This window comes from Arthrobacter sp. PTI12 (assembly GCF_056679915.1).
Map to the genome: position 1 here is coordinate 312,415 of NZ_CM155256.1, position 18,277 is coordinate 330,691.

Sequence of the window (18,277 nt, forward strand, 5' to 3'; positions counted from 1 at the left end):
CTTCCCAAGCTCCTTAGGCGTCCAGGAATTCCTTGGCTGCCCTGAAACCGGCTTCAAGGTCCGCCAGAATGTCATCAATGTGTTCAATACCCACTGAGAGCCGCACCAGCCCGGGGTTAACGCCGGCAATGACCTGCTGCTCCGGCGATAGCTGGCTATGGGTGGTCGACGCCGGGTGGATCACCAGCGAGCGCACGTCGCCGAGGTTCGCCACATGCGAGTGCAGGTCAAGGGCATCGACGAAGCGCTTCCCGGCCTCCGCACCGCCGGCCAGGTTGAAGGACACGATGGCGCCGATTCCCTTCGGGCCGTACGTGCGTCCGCGCTCATACCAGGGGCTTGAGGGCAGCCCGGCATAGGCAACCGACTCGACATCCTCACGCGCTTCCAGCCACTGAGCCACTTCGACAGCGTTGGAGACGTGCCGCTCCATCCGCAGGCTCAGGGTTTCCAGGCCCTGGGCGATCAGGAACGCGTTGAACGGGGATACCGCCGAGCCGAGGTCCCGCAGCAACTGGACCCGGGCCTTGAGGATGTAGGACAGGTTGGCCCCGAGGGCACCATCCGCACCCAGATCCCGTGCGTACACCAGACCGTTGTATGTCGGGTCCGGCGTATTGAAGCCCGGGAAACGGTTGGGATCCTTGCCGAAATCAAACTTTCCCGAGTCAACGATGACGCCGGCGATCGCCGTACCGTGGCCGCCCAGGTACTTGGTGGCCGAATGGACAACAATGTCCGCGCCCCACTCCAGGGGCCGGATGAGGTAAGGGGTGGCAAGGGTGTTGTCCACGATCAGCGGCACACCGGCGTCGTGCGCAGTCCGGGACACGCCCTCAATGTCGAGTACGTCCTGCCGCGGGTTGGAGACGACCTCCGCAAAGAACAGCTTGGTGTTGGGCTGCACAGCGTCCCGCCACTGGTCCAGATTGTCCGGATCCGCCACGAAGGTGACCGAAATGCCGAACTTCTTCAGCGTATGGGCAAGCAGGTTGTAGGTTCCGCCGTACAGGCTGGGACTGGCAACTACGTGATCGCCGGCCTCTGCGACATTCAGGATCGCAAAGGTCTCCGCCGCTTGACCTGAGCTGAGCAGCAGCGCGCCCAACCCGCCTTCGAGGCTGGCGATCCGCTGCTCGACAGCATCCTGCGTGGGGTTGCCGATCCGGGTGTAGATGGGAGCCAGTTCGGCAAGGGCAAATCGGTTGGCGGCGCTTTCGGCACTGGGAAAGACGAAAGACGAGGTCTGGTAGATCGGCAGGGCGCGGGCTCCCGTGGCGCTGTCGGGTTCCTGGCCGGCGTGGATCTGGCGGGTTTCGAAAGACCATTGGTTGGACATTCAAGGCTCCTTTGGCATGGGCCCGGCATGGTGGGAGCACCGCGGGCCGCGCTTGCCGTCCGGCTGGTGCCGGGCGGCCAGGTCTTCACCCGGAGCACCCCACCGCAGCTGGAGGGTTGCTGGCCAGCAAGCCGGGGCTTGGTGCTGGCACTCATGACCACGGCCAGTGTAGGCACAGGAGTATCACGCCGCACGAAGATGACGTTCCATGTAATCCACCCGTTGAGTTGCAGAAGTTTTTGTCGCCTAGTTGCAGGTAAAAGTGTTTCCAGGCCGCAACTAGGCGACAAAAACGTCAGGGGAGGGTGAGGAGTGCGTACTTCTCCATCGCTTGGCGTGGTGCGTCCGCGTCAATTTCTCCCCGCTTCGCGAGGAGCTGAAGAGTGCGTACGACGACGGAGGCTGGGTCGATCTTGAAGTACCGCCTGGCTGCGGCGCGTGTGTCGGAAAAGCCGAACCCGTCCGCTCCGAGTGTGGCGAAGTCCTGCGGCAGGAACTGGCGGATTTGATCCGGAACAGCCTTCATGTAGTCGGTGACGGCCACGATCGGTCCGGGTGCGTCCCCAAGCTGCTGGGTGACGAAGGGAACGCGGGCCTCTGCATCGGGGTTGAGGAAGGCCTCCTCCTCGGCGGCGAGTGCGTCACGCCGCAGCTCCGTCCACGAAGTCACCGACCACACATCGGCCGAAACACCCCAGTGGTCTGCCAGGAGTTCCTGCGCCTCGAGCGCCCACGGGACGGCCACGCCGGAGGCGAGGATCTGCGCCTTCGGCCGGCCGCCGTCATCGTTGCCGGGCTTCAGCCTGTACACGCCGCGCACCACGGCGTCGGCATCCAACCCGGCGGGAAGCGGCGGCTGGATGATCGGCTCGTTGTAGACGGTCAGGTAGTACATGACGTTTCGATCGTCGGAATTCGCGCCGTACATGCGCTCCAGTCCTGCACGCATGATGATGCCGAGTTCATACCCGTAGGCCGGGTCGTAGGTGATGACGGCGGGGTTGGTGGAGGCAAGGATGGGTGAGTGTCCGTCGGCGTGTTGGAGGCCTTCGCCGGTGAGGGTGGTGCGGCCTGCGGTGGCGCCGATGATGAACCCGCGGGTCATCTGGTCTCCTGCTGCCCAGAAGGAATCTCCCGTGCGCTGGAATCCGAACATTGAGTAGAACACGTAGATCGGAATCAGCGGCTCACCGTGGGTTGCATAGGCGGTACCCGCAGCCGTGAAGGCAGCCACCGCACCGGCCTCATTGATCCCCGGATGCAGGATCTGGCCTTGAATCGATTCCTTGTACGCGAGAACCAACTCCCGGTCAACGGAGAGGTAGTTCTGGCCGTCCGGGTTGTAGATCTTCGCTGTCGGGAAAAAGGCGTCCATGCCGAAGGTTCTGGACTCATCCGGAACAATGGGGACAATCCGGGACCCCAGCCCTTTCTCCCGCATGAGATCTTTCAGGAGGCGGACGAAAGCCATCGTTGTGGCGGCCTGCTGCTTCCCCGAGCCGCGGTTCGCAACCTCGTACGCCTTGTCCCCCGGCAGCTCCAGTGCCGCCGCCTCGGTACGGCGTTCAGGAACAAATCCGCCCAGGGCACGGCGCCGGTCCAGGAGGTATTTGATTTCGGGGGAGTCGGGTCCGGGGTGGTAGTAGGGCGCGTTGTAGAGGTCGGCTTCGAGTGCTTCGTCGGGGATGGGGATGCGCAGGTGGTCGCGGAAGTCCTTGAGGTCCTGAAGGGTGAGTTTCTTCATCTGGTGGGTCGCGTTACGGCCCTCGAAGTGTGAACCCAACCCGTATCCCTTGACCGTTTTGGCCAGAATCACGGTCGGTTTGCCCTTGAACTCGGTGGCGGCCTTGTACGCCGCGTACACCTTCCGGTAATCATGGCCGCCGCGCTTGAGTCCCCACACCTGCGCATCATCCATATCCGCCACGAGGTCCTTCGTGGCCGGGGTCTTCCCGAAGAAGTGATCGCGCACAAACCCACCGGATTCCGCCTTGTAGGTCTGGTAATCCCCGTCAGCGGTCTCATTCATGATCTTCACCAGATCCCCGGTGGTGTCCCTGGCAAGCAGGTCATCCCACTCCCGGCCCCACACCACCTTGATCACGTTCCACCCCGCACCGCGGAAGAACGCCTCGAGTTCCTGCATGATCTTCCCGTTACCACGCACCGGCCCGTCCAGGCGCTGCAGGTTGCAGTTGATCACAAAGTTCAGGTTGTCCAGATTCTCATTGGCCGCCAACTGCAACAACCCACGCGATTCGGGCTCATCCATCTCCCCATCCCCCAGGAACGCCCACACCTGCTGATCACTGGTGTCTTTCAACCCGCGGTTCTGCAGATACCGGTTGGACTGCGCCTGATAGATCGCGTTCATCGGCCCGATCCCCATCGACACCGTCGGGAACTCCCAGAACTCCGGCATCAACCTGGGGTGCGGATACGAGGACAACGCATGACCGGCCTTGGACTTCTCCTGCCGGAACCCGTCCAGATCCTCCTCGGTCAGCCGGCCCTCCAGGAACGCCCGCGCATACATCCCCGGCGACGCGTGGCCCTGAAAGAACACCTGATCCCCACCCGAGGGGTGGTCCTTACCCTTGAAGAAATGATTGAACCCCACCTCATACAGGGTCGCCGCACCCGCATACGTGGAAATATGGCCGCCCACACCGATCTCCGGACGCTGCGCCCGATGCACCATCACCGCAGCATTCCACCGCATCCACGCCCGGTACTTCCGCTCGATCTCCTCATCCCCAGGGAACTCAGGCTCCTCATCGACCGGAATCGAGTTCACATAATCAGTAGTCACAACACTGGGAAGACCCACCGACCGGCCACCAGCACGCGCCAGCAAACGCCCCAAAACATCACGGGCACGATCAGAACCACGCTGATCAATCAACTGATCAAAGGACTCAATCCACTCAGCCGTCTCCTCAGGATCCGAATCCCCACCAACACCCGAACCCACAATCCCCTGATCAGCAACCATGCCAAACCCTCTTTCGCTGCGCGGAACCTGCCCGCTCGATTCACTGCCTGACCGGCATCGCACCCTTGCAATGCGGCAGATGGCCTTTGTCCCTCCGGGCCCATTCCAACCCGCGCTTTCGCGATATGGAACTATTATTCCATTACTATAGGGCGAATGCCTGCCAAGATGGGAATGCCAACCAGAAAGGGCACCGGAACGTCATGAATGAACTGCCGATTGAGTCTCCACGCATTGCCGTCATCACCGGTGCAGGCTCCGGCATCGGCAAGGCGGTGGCGCACGCATTCCTGGACGCCGGCTGGGCAGTGACCCTGGCGGGCCGCCGTCGTGAACCGCTCGAGGCGACCGCACAGGGCCGGGAATTGGCTGACGTACTTCCAACCGATATCAGCCGGCCCGACGACGTCACCCACCTCTTCGCGCACGTACATCAACGCTGGGGCAGGCTCGATTTCCTGTTCAACAACGCGGGAACCATTGGTCCCGCGGGCGCAGTTGACGAGATCAGCCCGGAGGAATGGACGTCAACGGTGGCGATCAACCTGACGGGTTCGTTCCTGTGCGCGGCGGCAGCGTTCCGCATCATGAAGCAGCAGGACCCGCAGGGCGGGCGCATCATCAACAACGGGTCCATTGCTGCCCACTCTCCACGGCCGCGGTCGGCGGCGTACACCGCAACAAAACATGCAGTGACAGGGCTGACCAAGTCGATCGAACTGGACGGACGCGCCTACGGCATTACGTGCGGTCAGATCGACATCGGCAATACCTCCACAGGGCTTATGACCACCCTCGGCGTTGGCGAGGGCGCGCTGCAGGCGGACGGCTCCCGTCGGGTGGAACCCACGTTCCCGGTGGAAGAGGCCGCCCGCACCGTGCTGCATATGGCGCAGCTACCGCCATCAGCCAACATCGGCACAGTGGTCATGACGGCCAGCGGCATGCCCTTCATCGGCCGCGGCTAGGCGGTCATGCGCGGGGAAAGTGTGGGTAATAAAAGGAAAGCCCTCCGAGGAGACGGAGGGCTTTCAACGGTGCGGAGTTACGGTCTTCAGCTGTACCAGAACCAGTGCGGAGGACTCCACATGGGTGGAACCTGATGTCCATTGAAGGATCCGCAGACGGAGCAGGAATAACTGACACTGGCAGGAAGCAGATCCCGCCCTCCAGAGGAAACACGCGCAGGAACAAAGTCCTCGTAGATCAGGAACTCATCGGTTCCACAGGTTCCGCACCACGGCAAAGCGCTATCCCGCTCGGCCAGCTGCCCCGTTGAGGGCAACATGGTACTTCGATGGTCCGGGTTGATAATCGTCATTGTTTGCCACCGTCCAACTGCAGTCGTTCTGAGAAGCAACAACTAAGCTCGCTTAGTTAAGGTTTAATAACGATAGCGTTTGTGCGCTAATTACGGAAGTCCTTAGTGTTTCGAAGCAACCGGATTGGCAGAATAGCGTTATGATCCGATCCCGCTCCCGCACCGCCCCGGCTCTCCCCACCACGCAGCGCCTGTCGCTGGCGCGAACCCTGGCTGAGAGCAACGATGTCACGGTGTTCGTGGACGGCACGGCCGTCAAGCTTCCCGGTGAAGCGAGGGACGCCGTCGTCGATCTTCTGCAGAGACTGGCGGCGGGCGACTCCGTGACGGTGACCTCCGTCGCTGACTCGCTGACCACCTCGCAGGCGGCGGAAGCGGCCGGAATTTCACATACCTATCTGCGGAACCTGACCGACGCCGGCGTGATCCCGGTGGAATACCGTGGAACTCACCGGCGCATCAGGCGGGAAGCCATCGACGCGTGGCTCGCCGCCCAGAAGAAATCAGATGCGGGGACGCCGTGACCATCGCCGCGCCTTCAAAGCAAGGTGCAGCTCAAGGCGGACCGGCCCGCTGAGCGGATCAGCGCCGATCACGGAACGGACGCGGGACAACCGGTTGTACACGCTACTGCGATGCAGGTGGAGTTGGCCCGCTACGTCCTGCACTGAACCGTTCTTGTCGAACAACAGCTCCAGAACGGGCAGCAGCTCATTGTTGCGGTCATAATCCTCAAGTTCTTCGAAGTAGACCGACCGCGGCGAGGAAGCCTGCCACCCGCCGCCCGCCAGAAACTGGTACACGCCGATCGAGCGGTAGCGCACGGAATCGCCCAGCAAGGGATCGACCGCGGCTGCCTGCGCCGCCGATCGCGCCTGTTGGTATCCACCCGCCAGGCCATCAGGGGCAGTGAACGGCTCGCTGGCCCCGCTCGTCAACGGAAAGCCTGCTGCACCCGCGACAGCGGCCAGCCGCTCACCATACCGGCGCCGGATCGCGGCCAGCTCCGCCTGACCCGCATCATGACGGACCAGCAGGACCGAATGGGAGGCCTCACCGGCACTGAAGACAACGACGTCGGCCCCGACGGTGGCCTGTAAAGCTGCGGTACGCCGTGCCAGCGTCCCATCATCGGTGCCCTCCTCCCGGTGTGCCGTCGAACGATCGAGCAGCACCTCGACGTGCCACGGCGAAGTGCCGTCAAATTCCGGCCAGCCCGCACACTCCTCCAGTGCCTGACCTTCACCCGTGGCGGCAGCGAGGAAGACCCGCTCCCGGCGCGTGCGGTGCTCGGAACCGGCCGTGTTGTCCTCCAACAGCAGGGCCGCAAGCAGCTCGACGTCCTCGCGTACCCCGGGCAGCTGCTTGAGAATATGAGCGGCACTGTCTTCGCCGGCGTCCTGCTGCACCCACAGGTAGCCGACGCGGAAGCCGCGCACCAGCAGCGGTACGCATACCCGCCCAAGCATCCCGAGTCCGGGATTGGCCGGAACCGCGACCGGGCGCACCGCCGTCGTTATTCCGTGCTGCACCTGCCAGGCGCTCACGTCCGCCGGGACCTTCTTGCTGAGCAGGAAGTTGACCCGCACGCGGTCTGCGGAGGATTGGTGGCTGCTGTAGGCGAGGAGGACGCCGTCGAGGTCCTCCAGGGAGAGGCCGCGGCCGAGGCGTGCGGCAATCCGCTCCACCTCGAGCTCCACCTGTGTTGTCTGCACTGACTCATCCTAGGACCGCGACGGCGACACTTGGCGCTCCACAACTCGACAACTGTCGACTGGAACGGATGACGGGTCCGTGTTAGTGATGCCAGTCACAGCGGTCCGCCTTCCGCTTCCCTGCGCGGAAGGCAAGACAAACGACGACGGCGGCACCCGGCGTCGTCGTGCTCGCCCTCCTTCAGTGAGCGGCAGGCGCCCTGTCCGGCGGAGGGAACCGCTCGTATCCTTGAGGAAACAGGCCACAAGCCTGCTGATCAGGTTCCATGGTCAACTTCAGTCAATTCGAGAGCAGACGGAGAATCCCGTGATCATCGGCGTCCCCAAAGAAGTGAAGAACAACGAGTTTCGCGTAGCCATTACGGCCTCAGGCGTGCACGAGTTCCGCACCCATGGCCATACGGTCCTGGTGGAGCGGTCGGCCGGTGTGGGGTCCAACATCACCGATGATGAATATGTGGCCGCTGGCGCGGAGATCGTCGACGATGCCGATGATGTGTGGGCGCGGGCTGACATGGTCATGAAGGTCAAGGAGCCGATCGCGGAGGAGTACCACCGCTTCCGGGAGGGCCTCATCCTCTTCACCTATCTTCACCTCGCCGCTGAACCGAAGTTGACCCATGCTCTGATCGAAGCCGGCGTCACGGCAATTGCCTATGAAACCGTCCAGGATGGTCGGGCACTTCCGCTGCTGGCCCCCATGTCCGAGGTGGCCGGGCGGTTGTCGGTTCAGGTTGGAGCGCAGGTCATGACCGCGCCCTCGGGTGGTCCGGGCCTGCTGCTGGGCGGCGTGCCCGGCGTGCGGCCGGCAAAGGTTGTGGTGCTGGGTGCAGGTGTTGCCGGAACCAACGCCACCGCCATGGCTGTGGGCACCGGAGCGGACGTCACCGTTCTGGACATCAATATCGCCCGGCTCCGGGAGCTCGACGCCCAGTATGCGGGCCGCGTCCGGACCATCGCGTCCAACGCCTTCGAGATCGAGCGGGCGGTGCTGGAGGCAGACCTGGTGATCGGCTCGGTGCTTATCCCGGGCGCCAAGGCGCCGAAGCTCGTCACCAATGACATGGTGTCGCGGATGAAACCGGGCAGCGTCCTCGTGGATATTGCCGTGGATCAGGGCGGCTGCTTCGAGGATTCACACGTGACCACGCATGAGGAACCCACGTTCACCGTGCACCAGTCGCTCTTCTACTGCGTAGGTAACATGCCCGGCGCCGTGCCCAACACGTCCACCTACGCGCTGACCAACGTGACCCTCCGGTATGCCGTGGCGCTGGCTGATCGCGGAGTGCGGGGTGCCTTCGAGGCTATTCCTGCCCTGGCATACGGGCTCAACGTTGCGGGCGGTGCGGTGGCGCACTCCTCAGTGTCCGAGGCACACGGCCTCGAACTCACCGAGGACTGGCGCCAGCTCGTCTAGACGGCGTGAGCCGCTTCGATGATCCGGTGGGCACGCAGACTGTCCGCCGGATCAACCGGGACGAGCCCGCCGTCCTGCAGCGCAGCCGCGAGAAGGTCATAGAACGCGGGGTAATTGCCGTCCTCCGTGGGATGCCGCGTTGCCTCGTGGTCGAATCCGAGCAGGCCCCAGGCGAGTTTGTCCTCCACACCGTAGCCGGGATCGGAGGGCAGCATGCCTGCATCAACGGCTGCTTCCTGAACGTCCACTCCCCACTTGGTGTACGCGGACCCGGAGCCCGTGACCCGGAACCGCGGGGCCGCCTGCGGCGCGAGTGCGTTCATCCAGAGGTGACTGATCACGCCTGAGGAATGCTTCAGGGCCACAAAGACGTCATCGTCCGGCCCTTCGGCTTCGCGGTGGGCCGCACGTTCCGCATGAATGAGCTCAGCATCTCCGAAGAGCTGCAATGCCTGATCGATCAGGTGCGGGCCGAGGTCATAAAGGATACCGCCGCCCTCCTCGGCTCCGCTGGTTGCTTTCCAGGGTTTGGTGACCAGCGGCTTATAGGTTTCCATCCGGGATTCGAACCGCCGCACCTGGCCCAGCTTGCCCGCCTCGAGCAGCTTTCTCACGGTCAGGAAATCGCCGTCCCAGCGCCTGTTCTGGAAGACCGTCAGCAACTGCCCCTCCGCCTGTGCCAGCGCGATGAGCCGCTCACCGTCCGCTGAATCAACGACAAAGGGCTTATCCACGACGACGGCGGCGCCTCCCCTCAGCGCCCGCTCGGCCAGCTGGGCGTGAGTGGCCGGAGGCGTACTCACGACAACGAGATCCAGCAGGTCCAGCTGCTGCCACAGCTCATCGACGGTGGAAAGGGTCCGCGTGTCCGGATAGCGGGCTTCAACCTGCGCAATACGGTCCCCGTTGGATGTCACGACAACATCGAGTGAATACCGGCTGTTGGTGCTGATGAAGGGCGCGTGAAATACCCGCCCACCAAGGCCGAATCCGATGAGGGCAGTCCTGATTTTCTCCATGGCCCAACCCTAGGGCCACGGCGGGACTTGAGCACCAGGATTTGTTTCACCGGTCCGAATTTGCGGACGGGTGAAGCCATACTATGATCATCTATCGGTCAAGCAGTGGCTATTGAATCTCTCACCTTAAGGGACCCTATGGCCACCGCTTCGGACCCCGGCATGCACACACCTTCTGATCCTGGCATCGACCTGCCCGATCCCTTCAGCACTGCTGAAATCAACGAAAACGACGGCGCGCCGCTGCACACGCATTCAACGCGGCTCATGCTGACCACGGCAGCACATTTTGTCCAGGAGCACCTGCATTCCCAGCTGGCCGAACTCCGGCTGACTCCGGTTGACCTGTCGGTCCTGAGCGGTCTGGCGGAGTTGTCTGCAGCCTCCATCCCCGATGTTGCAGCGCAGTGCCTCCTGTCAGAGGAGATCACCGCACGCTCCCTCGCCGAACTCAGCCAATTGGAGTTCGTGAAGGCGGAGAACGCCAGGTATTCGATGACCGCCGCCGGCCGCCGCGCGCTCACCGAGGCACGTGATCTCGAGGATGATCTGTTCGCCGAGAAGAGCACAACACTGCGCATGGAACTCGGCTCATTGATCAGCCGTCTTCGCGACGGCGGAGTACTCGACCCGAAGTAGCTTGAGCGTCGGTCCTTCCGGAGAGGGCCCTGCTCGGCTAGTGCCAGAGACTGCCTGCCCACGCAGCATCGCGCAGATAGTCGCGGGCCGCTCCCACGTCCCAGAGCTCTCCCTGGGAGGCGATCACACCCATGCCCCGAAGGTCCTCGACCGTATCGGGGGAACATCCCAGGGCCTCGCTCAGGTCGTGTGCGTCTGCGGCGAGGATGACGTCTTCGTTGTAGGCCATGCGTGCACTTTTCCTTTCTCGTCTGGGGTGGCGACGATCGAGCAGGACGAAGGTCAGTTCCGGCTGAACAGGGCGCGTTCCCGTTCAACGCTCCAGGTACGGGCATACAAACCGAGTACTGCTTCCTCACGGGGACTGAAACCCAGGCGGTTCAGTGTCATATGCGCGTGATGGACCGTCAGGTGCTGGGCGCTGCGGCTGACGCGGACCCTGTCCGCGCGATACAGATAGGCGTCCAGTGTGCGGAACCACCGGCGTCTCCAATTGTGGACCGCTGACTCGGCGGCGGTAGCGGCCATCAGACTTTGGAATGCGGGCGTCTTGGCGCTCACCTGGTTGGCCATGGCCTCCCGGACGGCGGGGCCGCGGGCACCGAGATCCGGCGTGCAGGTCCTGAGATGGCTGTCCCAGTAGTAATCCCAGGAAATTCGGCGCCGATCAGCCCAACTGGCTGATCGCGAGCCCTTCATCATGCTGCGTGCAGAGTCGAAGAGAACCAGCGCGGCGAAAGCGGACCGACTGTGCATCTTGGTGAAGCGCTGTGTGCCCCAGGCAGCGAGCTCGGAGGAGAGTTCGAAAACTTCCTCTGCCAGCTGCAGGCCTTCAACGCCGCCATACTTGAAGAGCTCAGACTCAAGCTGGGGATCCGCGTCTTCCGCCCCGCGCAGATAGTACCCATGCGTAGCGGGAGTTGAGATAGATTGCCGGGAGGGCGCCGCGGCCAGAGCGCCGCCATTGCGCTTCAGAAGTACTTGATGGACTGTTTGCAACCGTTCGATGGTGGCGGGCTGCGCCAGAATGTGCAGCCGTACCTGAACAGATGACGATGGTTCTACACTCCGCGTATAGAACCATCTTTCGGCCCGCAGTACGTGGGCCTGCGCCGCCAGCGGGGTAACCAGGTCTCCAATGATGCCGTCCGCTACATCGAAGCCGCCTGCATGAGTGGAAAGATGCCACCATTGAGTGCTGAGTGCGGTTCGTGAGGCGGTTCGAACTGCGGTCAGCTGACTCATGGCATCCTCCTTCGGGCTAATGGTTACCCCCGCTGGGGCGAGTCTTTGGGCGTTTCAGCTTCGCGACGAAGACCTGAATCGCTGTGTGGTTGGTCTTATTTCGGCCAGTCCCAGCTTGCGGTTACCGTCTTTGGCCAGTCCCAGCTAGCTGCTCCAACTGCCGGGGTTGCCGGTGCAAGAACCGCTGCTGCGACAAGGATCCCTGCGGCTGCGCCGATAATCTTCTTCACTGGACGTTCCCTTTCGTCAGGTTGCATGTGACGCGATCCGGCTCGCCGTCGAGCCGGTAAAACCAGCATGTGCGTGGCGGTTGCGGGTTGTCCAGCTGAGAAGGCGCCCTATTCAGGACATGGCCTGATGAGGACAAATGCCGTCTCAGACGTTCCCGGCGGACTGTCCAAGGCGAGCCCGTCCGCCCGGTAATACCGCGGTTTGCGTTCCATTTCATTCCTGCACCGGCTTGCAGACAGGACGATGTCATTAACCTGACATGTCATGTTTTTACAGCACCGATTTTGGCGTTCAGCGGCCAACTTCGGGACGGGCACGGCGAGCCCAGCCCCGAGGTCTGTAGGCTACCCCTAGAGAAACGCGACAGTCGGAAAGGGAAACCGGGATGCTCGACGGCATATCCATTGAGCTCTACCGGTATGCCGTTGGCCACCCGGGATGGATGAAATCCGAGGCCTCCGAGGCGCTTGGGTACACCCTACGGGAGATTGACTCGGCGATGGAAGTGCTCGTGGAGCGCCGGCTGCTCAGCGAGCAGGGCGCCTCCGCACACGCGTACATCGCCGTTTCTCCGGACGTTGCTCTGGCTGATCTTGTTGACGCCGATGAGCGCGCTGTGCAGGATCTGCGGGCGAGGATAGCTGCCCGCCGGCGGGAACTCTCCACCCTCGTGCCCACCTATCTTGAGGCCCGCAAGAGTGTTATCACCAGCTCCTCGGTGGAGACGCTGGAAGATCCTCATCTGATCCATCGCGTCCTGATCGACTATGGCAGGGATGTCACGGAAAAGGTGCTGATTGCCCAGCCCGGGCAGGGATCCACGGCCGATGTGCAGGAAGAAAACGTTCGTAAGGACCTGGAACTGCTGAGACTGGGGGTGGAGCGCAAAACGTTGTATGACGTAAGCACCCGTGACCACGTTCCGACGCGCAAGGCAGTTGCTGCCATCACCGCCGGAGGCGGGCGTTTCGGTGCCCTGCCGCGAGTCCCGCTACGGATGCTGATCTTCGACCGGAAACTCGCCCTCGTAGCCCGTCAGCTGGGACATGACGACAAGGCCGCACTAGTGGTTCGAGACCCGCATCTAATCCACATTTTTACCCAGCTGTTCGAGTTCGCCTGGGAACTCAGCGAGCCCTTCCTGATCGACGAGCCGACCGTCTCCCCTCTCAACAGCACGCAGCAGGCTATCCTCAAAGGTCTCGCAGCGGGCTATTCCGATGAGGTCATCGCCCGGCGCCTGGACATCAACGTCAGGACTTGCCGCCGCCACATTGCGTGGATGCTCGAGACTCTCCACGCTGACAGCCGGTTCCAGGCAGGTATCAAGGCACACCAGGCTGGGTGGATCTAGAAAACTTCCGTTGCCTATGAGTGAACGCGTCCTCTAGACTCATCGCGTGACCTCCCAGGATGAACTGAACTCAACGCTGCTGCCCGCCGAAACTGAAGTGGCCCTCGAACGGGCCGTGGATTCAGCTCACCGGCACGAGAATCTGTTCTCCGAGCGAGCCGCAAACATCAAGCAGTCAGCCGTTCGCGATGTCTTCGACATCTCCATCCGGCCAGGGCTCGTCTCGCTGGCCGGCGGCAGCCCCTATCTGAAATCCCTCCCCATGCAGGACCTCGGCAAGACCGCCGAGCGGATCATCGCCGAACACGGGCTGGAGGCCCTGCAGTACGGCGGCGGTCAGGGCATGGAACAGCTGCGCCGGCAGATCTGCGACGTAATGGCCGCCGAAGGCATCACTGATGCGGATCCCGCGGACATCGTCGTGACCACAGGCTCGCAGTCAGCTCAGGATGTAGCAGCCAAGGTGTTTTGTGACCCGGGTGATGTGATCCTGTGCGAAGACCCAACCTATGTCGGTGCACTCAACACCTTCGAGGCTTACCAGGTGGACGTTCAAGCCATCGAGATGGACGAGCAGGGGCTGGTTCCGGAGCTTCTTGAACAGCGGATCGCGGACCTGCTCGCCGAGGGCCGCCGCATCAAGCTGCTCTACACGATTCCCAGTTTCAACAACCCCAGCGGCATCACACTGGCAGCTGACCGTCGCCAACGGATTGTCGACATCTGCCGTGCGCACAACATCCTGATTCTTGAAGACAACCCCTACGGTCTGCTTCGCTTCGACGGTCACCCGCTGCCGCCGATGCGGGCGGAAAATCCTGATGACGTCATCTACCTCGGATCATTCTCGAAAATCTTCGCGCCCGGAGTCCGTCTGGGCTGGGCGCTTGTGCCCCGGCATCTGCACCGCCGGTTCTACCTTGCGTGCGAGGCAGTGGTGCTGTGTCCATCGCCATTAACCCAGATGCTGGTGTCGGCGTATCTGAGCGACTACGACTGGCAGGGCCACCTCGCCAACACCCGGTCGCTGTACAGCGAGCGGTGTTCCACCATGTTGAAGGGGCTTGCCGAGCACCTCCCCGAGGGCGTCAGCTGGACAACGCCGGACGGCGGTTTCTTCGTGTGGGTCACGCTGCCGGACGGCTTGGACACCTACCCGCTGCTCTACCAGGCCATCGACGCGGGAGTGGTCTTCATTCCCGGTGCCGCCTTCACTCCGTCCGACGAGCCGTCGAACAAGCTGCGCCTCGCCTTCAGCGCCGTCTCACCCGAAGACATCGAAGAGGGCATCCGTCGACTCGCCCCGATCCTGAGGACCGCGATCGAGGAAAACGCGGCTCGCGCATAAAACACTGCGAGGCCGTATCGCCCCGAACGCCCAGGGATCCAGTCCGGGAAACTTAATCCAGGAGTAGAGCGGGTTCTTCCAGGATCGACGCGACGTCGGCCATGAAGCGGGCGCTGAGATCGCCGTCGACGACGCGATGATCGAACGATCCGCCGAGGGTGGTGATCCAGCGGGGAATCACCTCGCCGTCAAGCACCCACGGCTTTTGCTTGATGGTTCCAAAGGCCACAATCGCGACTTCACCGGGATTGATGATGGGTGTTCCGGTATCGATACCGAGCGCACCGATGTTGGTAACCGTCAGGGTTCCGCCCTGCATCTCCGCCGGCTGGGTCTTGCCGGCCCGCGCACGGGCCGCCAGATCATTCAGCGCCACCGCCAGTTCCTTCAGGGAAAGATCCTGTGCGTCCTTGATGTTCGGCACCATGAGTCCGCGCGGCGTCGCCGCTGCAATTCCCAGATTCATGAAGTGCTTGACCAGGATTTCCCGGTCCGTCCAGGTTGCGTTGACCGACGGGTTGCGCGCCGCCGCCCAGATGACGGCCTTCGCGAGAATGAGCAGCGGTGACACCTTGATGCCCTCGAAGTCGCGGGAGGCTTTGAGCCGCTTCACGAACTCCATGGTCCGGGAGGCATCAACATCGACGAAGATACTCACATGCGGTGCTGAGAAGGCGCTCTCCACCATCGCCCGCGCGGTGGCCTTACGGACACCCTTGACGGGGATGCGCTCGATCCGCTCCCCCTGCGGACGGGTGGCTGCACCCCAGAACGACGGCGCGTGGTCCTGCTCAGCGTCCCGCTGGGCCTGGTAGCTCAGCAGGTCCTGTTTGGTCACCTCACCTGAGCCGCCGGTAGCGGGAACGTCGGCCAGGTCGATGCCAAGATCACGGGCGGCCTTCCGTACGGGCGGCTTCGCGAGGGCGCGCCGCACTGCCCCGGATATTGCTGCGGCCGTGCGGGAAGTCGGCGTCGCGGGGGATTGCACATCGGTGACGTGCGCCGCCGGGGGTGCGGGCGCCGTCGTCGTCATGGGGGTTGCCTGCGTGCCGGCGGGACGGTTGCTGCGCGGCCTGCGGCGGGAGGAATCGGCCTTGGGTCCGGTTCCGACCAGGGGTGCGTTGGCGTCCGCAGCCGTTGTTGCTGGCGCTGCAGGTGGAGTGACAAGTTCACCGGGGACGTGGGCCGCGGCCGGGGCATCGTCTGTGGCGCCGGGCTCGGCGAGTGCAGAGTCCGAAACGGAGATGATCGGGGTGCCCACCTCGACCGTCTCGCCCTCCCGGACAAGGAGTTCGGCAACCACACCGGCGTAGGGAGACGGCAACTCAACAAGCGATTTGGCTGTTTCGATCTCGACGATCACGTCGTTGACGGCGACGGTTGAGCCGGGTTGAACCTGCCACCGGACGATCTCGGCCTCCGTGAGACCCTCGCCCACGTCAGGGAGATTGAAGGTGTTCAGCGTCATGGGAGTCCTTCTAGTAGGCGAGCACCGTGTCGAGTGAGTGCAGGATGCGGTCGAGGTCCGGCAGGTAGTGTTCCTCGGTTCGGGCAGTGGGGTACGGCAGGTGGAACCCGCCGACCCGGGTGACCGGCGCCTCAAGTGACAGGAACGCGCGCTCGGTGATGCGGGCTGCGATTTCGCCGCCGATGCCGCCGAAAGTGGGAGCTTCATGCGCAATCACCAGGCGGCCGGTCTTGAGTACCGACTCCGTGACGGTGTCGAAGTCGATCGGTGAAATGGACCGCAGATCGATGACCTCGACGCTTGTGCCGTCTTCAGCGGCCGCGTTCGCTGCGGCGAGAGCCACCGGTACCAGCGGCCCGTACGCCACAATGGTGGCATCGGTGCCTTCGCGGAGCACCTCTGCCTGGAACGGGCTGGCGGGCACCGCCGATACGTCCACTTCCCCCTTCAGCCAGTAGCGGCGTTTCGGCTCAAAAACGATCACCGGATCCGCGCAGGCCACCGCCTGCTGAATCATCCAGTACGCGTCATGCGGATTGGACGGGGTGATGATCCGCAGGCCTGCGGTGTGGGCGAAGAGCGCTTCGGGCGACTCTGAATGGTGCTCCACGCTCCCGATCCCGCCGCCGTAGGGAATACGAATGACAACCGGCGCGGTCAACAGTCCGTCGCTGCGGGCGTGAATCTTTGCCAGCTGAGTGGTGATCTGGTTGAACCCAGGAAACACGAACCCGTCAAACTGGATTTCGCAGATGGGGAGGTACCCCCGCAGGGCAAGACCGATGGCAGTGCCGATGATCCCGGACTCGGCCAGCGGGGTGTCCACCACGCGTTCCGCCCCGAACTGTGCCTTGAGCCCCTCCGTGACCCGGTAGACACCTCCGAGATCCCCGATGTCCTCGCCCATGAGGAGGGCACTAGGGTGCGCGCCGAGCGCGGCCCTGAGGCCCTCGTTGATTGCCTTGGCTATGGTCATCACTGCCATTAGCGGGCACCTCCCTCGACGTCGAAGCCCGCTTCATAGTCTCTCCAGGCTTTCAGCTCCTCCTGGATGAGTGGATGGGCCTCCGCGTACGTTGTGGCGAAGCGGTGCTCAAGCCCGGGCGCGCTCATGGACAGGACGGCGGTGCGCAGGTCCTTGGCGAGCCCCACCGCCTCCTCCTCCAGTTGCTGAAAGAAATAGTCACCGGTGCCGGCTGCGCGCAGGTGACGTTCTACACGGGTGAGTGGATCCCGGGCGACCCACTGCTCCTCCTCGGTGGCGAGGCGGTACTTCGTGGGGTCATCGGCAGTGGTGTGTGCACTCATCCGGTAGGTGAAGGCTTCGATGAGCACAGGTCCCCCGCCGTTTCGCGCGCGATCCAACGCCCAGCGTGTGACGGCCTGCACGGCGAGGACGTCGTTGCCATCAACACGGATCCCGGGGAAACCGTACCCCTGAGCGCGGTGCGCCAGGGGAACCCGGGACTGGACTTCCGTGGGTACCGAAATGGCCCAGTGGTTGTTCTGGCAGAAGAAGACCGCGGGCGCGTTGAAGGACGCGGCGAAGACCATCGATTCATGGACGTCGCCCTCGGAACTGGCGCCGTCTCCGAAGTAGGCCACCGTCGCGGCTTTTGGCAACGATGGCTCCGCGAACTGATCCCGCTGCATGCCCATGGCGTAACCGACGGCGTGCAGACACTGGGCCGCGAGTACCAGTGTGTACAGATGGAAGTTGGTGTCCTTGGGGTTCCATCCACCGTTGGTGACGCCCCGGAACAGCTTGAGCAGGTCCGCGTGGGCGACTCCGCGCGCCACCGCGACGCCATGCTCGCGGTACGTGGGAAACGCGTAGTCCTGGACCTGCATGGCGCGTGCGGAGCCGATCTGCGCTGCCTCCTGGCCGCGCATCGGCACCCACAGCGCAAGCTCTCCCTGACGCTGAAGTGCGGTAGCTTCCTGATCGAAGCGCCTGATCAGGTACATGTCCCGATACAGCGCGGCCAGCTCATCCTCCGCGGGGAGATAGCCCCTGAAGGCCGAGCTCTTGAGCTCCCCTTCAGGAGAGAGCATCTGCACCATGCCGGACGGGTCCCGAGGGAACTCCGGCAGGTGCCGGGCGTCGAGCTGCTCCTCTGCATCAAACTCGGCCGCAGGCAGGCGGGATGTGGCCATACTGTGGATCCTCGCAGGTAATATTC

15 protein-coding genes and 1 riboswitch are annotated in these 18,277 nt (G+C 63.3%); of the genes, 6 read left to right on the forward strand and 9 right to left on the reverse strand.

The genetic code is table 11. From position 1 onward, the window contains the following. Positions 1–13 precede the first annotated feature (13 nt). Together AC1MBU_RS01540 and aceE are read right to left on the reverse strand one after the other, a co-directional pair. Complete coding sequence (locus AC1MBU_RS01540) at positions 14–1,339, reverse strand: bifunctional o-acetylhomoserine/o-acetylserine sulfhydrylase (RefSeq protein WP_479788271.1); 1,326 nt, start codon at positions 1,337–1,339, stop codon at positions 14–16. A gap of 43 nt (positions 1,340–1,382) precedes the next feature. After that, positions 1,383–1,498: riboswitch (SAM riboswitch) on the reverse strand. Between the two features lie 136 nt (positions 1,499–1,634). Beyond that, a complete protein-coding gene (gene aceE / locus AC1MBU_RS01545; protein WP_479788272.1) occupies positions 1,635–4,334 on the reverse strand; it encodes a pyruvate dehydrogenase (acetyl-transferring), homodimeric type in 2,700 nt (899 codons plus the stop codon). A gap of 203 nt (positions 4,335–4,537) precedes the next feature. Here aceE and AC1MBU_RS01550 point away from each other — a divergent pair, with 203 nt between their 5' ends. Together AC1MBU_RS01550 and AC1MBU_RS01555 are read left to right on the forward strand one after the other, a co-directional pair. Then, complete coding sequence (locus AC1MBU_RS01550; protein ID WP_479788273.1) at positions 4,538–5,302, forward strand: SDR family oxidoreductase; 765 nt, start codon at positions 4,538–4,540, stop codon at positions 5,300–5,302. A 493-nt stretch (positions 5,303–5,795) separates the two neighbouring features. Beyond that, positions 5,796–6,179, forward strand: coding sequence for a helix-turn-helix domain-containing protein (locus AC1MBU_RS01555; RefSeq protein WP_056545362.1), 384 nt, complete (start codon positions 5,796–5,798; stop codon positions 6,177–6,179). Here AC1MBU_RS01555 and AC1MBU_RS01560 read toward each other — a convergent pair. Continuing rightward, complete coding sequence (locus tag AC1MBU_RS01560) at positions 6,159–7,370, reverse strand: PucR family transcriptional regulator (protein WP_479788274.1); 1,212 nt, start codon at positions 7,368–7,370, stop codon at positions 6,159–6,161. The two genes, AC1MBU_RS01555 and AC1MBU_RS01560, sit on opposite strands and share 21 nt — an antisense overlap. Before the next feature lie 307 nt (positions 7,371–7,677). Here AC1MBU_RS01560 and ald point away from each other — a divergent pair, with 307 nt between their 5' ends. Beyond that, positions 7,678–8,790, forward strand: coding sequence for an alanine dehydrogenase (ald, locus tag AC1MBU_RS01565; RefSeq protein ID WP_277357581.1), 1,113 nt, complete (start codon positions 7,678–7,680; stop codon positions 8,788–8,790). Here the strand turns inward: ald and AC1MBU_RS01570 are convergent. Next, positions 8,787–9,809: a Gfo/Idh/MocA family protein gene (locus AC1MBU_RS01570; protein ID WP_056545367.1), complete on the reverse strand. Its 1,023-nt coding sequence runs from the start codon at positions 9,807–9,809 to the stop codon at positions 8,787–8,789. The two genes, ald and AC1MBU_RS01570, sit on opposite strands and share 4 nt — an antisense overlap. 138 nt (positions 9,810–9,947) lie before the next feature. Between AC1MBU_RS01570 and AC1MBU_RS01575 the strand changes: the two genes are divergently transcribed. Beyond that, positions 9,948–10,448, forward strand: a complete 501-nt coding sequence (locus AC1MBU_RS01575; protein WP_479788275.1) for a hypothetical protein — start codon at positions 9,948–9,950, stop codon at positions 10,446–10,448. Positions 10,449–10,485: 37 nt separating this feature from the next. On the opposite strand, the gene AC1MBU_RS01580 is transcribed toward AC1MBU_RS01575, so the two are convergent. After that, entirely contained in the window at positions 10,486–10,677 is a 192-nt protein-coding gene (locus AC1MBU_RS01580) for a hypothetical protein (protein ID WP_056545370.1), read from the reverse strand. Positions 10,678–10,730: 53 nt separating this feature from the next. Further along, positions 10,731–11,693: a lantibiotic dehydratase C-terminal domain-containing protein gene (locus AC1MBU_RS01585; protein ID WP_277357584.1), complete on the reverse strand. Its 963-nt coding sequence runs from the start codon at positions 11,691–11,693 to the stop codon at positions 10,731–10,733. Between the two features lie 616 nt (positions 11,694–12,309). Between AC1MBU_RS01585 and AC1MBU_RS01590 the strand changes: the two genes are divergently transcribed. Then, positions 12,310–13,278 (forward strand): helix-turn-helix transcriptional regulator, encoded by a 969-nt coding sequence (locus tag AC1MBU_RS01590; protein ID WP_277357585.1) that lies wholly within the window; start codon positions 12,310–12,312, stop codon positions 13,276–13,278. Positions 13,279–13,324: 46 nt separating this feature from the next. After that, positions 13,325–14,626 carry an aminotransferase-like domain-containing protein gene (locus AC1MBU_RS01595; protein WP_479788276.1) on the forward strand — a complete coding sequence of 434 codons (1,302 nt, stop codon included), beginning with the start codon at positions 13,325–13,327 and terminating at the stop codon, positions 14,624–14,626. Between the two features lie 52 nt (positions 14,627–14,678). On the opposite strand, the gene AC1MBU_RS01600 is transcribed toward AC1MBU_RS01595, so the two are convergent. The 3 genes from AC1MBU_RS01600 to AC1MBU_RS01610 are packed head-to-tail and all read right to left on the reverse strand — an operon-like array spanning position 14,679 to position 18,251. Then, the gene (locus AC1MBU_RS01600) at positions 14,679–16,094 is read right to left on the reverse strand and encodes a dihydrolipoamide acetyltransferase family protein (RefSeq protein ID WP_479788277.1); all 1,416 of its coding nucleotides are present in this window, start codon (positions 16,092–16,094) and stop codon (positions 14,679–14,681) included. Positions 16,095–16,104: 10 nt separating this feature from the next. Then, positions 16,105–17,079 (reverse strand): alpha-ketoacid dehydrogenase subunit beta, encoded by a 975-nt coding sequence (locus AC1MBU_RS01605; protein WP_346027741.1) that lies wholly within the window; start codon positions 17,077–17,079, stop codon positions 16,105–16,107. Then, positions 17,079–18,251, reverse strand: coding sequence for a thiamine pyrophosphate-dependent dehydrogenase E1 component subunit alpha (locus AC1MBU_RS01610; protein WP_479788278.1), 1,173 nt, complete (start codon positions 18,249–18,251; stop codon positions 17,079–17,081). Before AC1MBU_RS01610 ends, AC1MBU_RS01605 begins: the two co-directional genes overlap by 1 nt. Positions 18,252–18,277: the final 26 nt, after the last annotated feature.